Origin of the sequence: Vibrio sp. 1167 (genome assembly GCF_033340375.1) — a bacterium.
GTDB classification, from domain to species: Bacteria; Pseudomonadota; Gammaproteobacteria; order Enterobacterales; family Vibrionaceae; genus Vibrio; species Vibrio alginolyticus.
The window spans coordinates 1-1,204 of sequence record NZ_JAWOWK010000077.1 but is presented as its reverse complement, the minus strand read 5'-3'; the positions used below and the strand labels follow the sequence as shown (position 1 = coordinate 1,204).

Here is a 1,204-nt window from a genome sequence, read left to right as displayed (position 1 = left end):
TTACAAGTAATGCGCTGTTGCTCATGTTCAATTCCTGCTGATTTTGGTTCTCGTCTTGCCAAATTATGAGTAACTTGCTGCATTATTTTTAGAGTCTAAAATGACATAAAAGGAGTCAAAAACGACAAATTAAAGATGATCAAAATAAAGATTGGAATCTGCGAGTATCCCTCAGTATTGAAGTCGGCAGTTTATGGCTTTGAAGAGATGTTTTTGCTGGCCAACAGAATATGTAAGGAGCAGAACATTGAGGTTGTGTTTGAGCCGATTTTAATTCCACATACAGACCTAACCGCAGAAAGACTAACGGTTGTTTTGTTGCCACCTGCGTCACTTGATAATTACTACTTAGCTCCTGATGAAGCGTTGATTCGATGGCTTAAAGCGCACTACTCACAAGGGGCGGTGTTATCTTCTGCATGTGCCGGAGTATTCATTCTTGCCGCAACCAACTTGATCGATTCGAGAGAGGTCACGACCCACTGGGCATTGGCGGAAACATTCTCCCAAGCCTTTCCTAGCATTGCGTTAGATAGCAATAAGATATTGATCAATCACGGTGACATAGTAACGGCGGGTGGGATGATGTCATGGTTAGACCTTGGCTTTGAGCTGATCGCGAAATACGCTTCGCCGGGTGTTGTGCGTCAGCTTGGAAAAACGCTGGTTATTGATACCGCTCAGCGAGCGCAGAGCTACTACCAACAGTTTCATCCATCGTTTTCTCACGGTGATTATGCGGTTGTTTCCATTCAACAAATCATGCATCAGCGCTATGCAGAGCCTTTGTCCATAAAGCAGTTAGCAAAGCAAGCCAACCTTACAGAACGTACGATGCAACGACGATTTTTGAAAGCGACAGGATACAACCCTAATCAATACTTGCAGCGTCTTAGAATTCAGAGCGCATGTGATTTGTTAGAAAGCACACAACATTCCTTTGATTCTATAAGCCATCAAGTTGGTTACGAGGATACGAGCGCCTGTAGGAAGGTTTTCATAAACGTCATTGGTTTAACTCCGCGAGAGTTTAGAAAACGATTTGCTTGAGTCTTGTTTGAATATGTAGAGCAACTCGGTGAAGTTGCGAGTTTCAAGTGAAACCGCAAAGAATGGAAGTATGCGTAGGTCCATTTCTCCAGCCATGAATTTCTTTCATGTTCAATGTGAAACAATACCAATATTACTCAACTCGTGAAGCAAG

1 protein-coding gene is annotated in these 1,204 nt (G+C 42.9%); it reads left to right on the top strand.

Features of this window, described 5'->3' with window-relative positions; genetic code table 11:
- The first annotated feature begins 135 nt into the window (after positions 1-135).
- Positions 136-1,050: a GlxA family transcriptional regulator gene (locus R7Z78_RS24485; RefSeq protein WP_169643815.1), complete on the top strand. Its 915-nt coding sequence runs from the start codon at positions 136-138 to the stop codon at positions 1,048-1,050.
- Positions 1,051-1,204 lie beyond the last annotated feature (154 nt).

Coding starts and splice junctions, on each gene's coding strand:
- R7Z78_RS24485 (WP_169643815.1), top strand. CDS start 136: ATGATCAAAATAAAGATTGGAATCTGCGAGTATCCCTCAGTATTGAAG.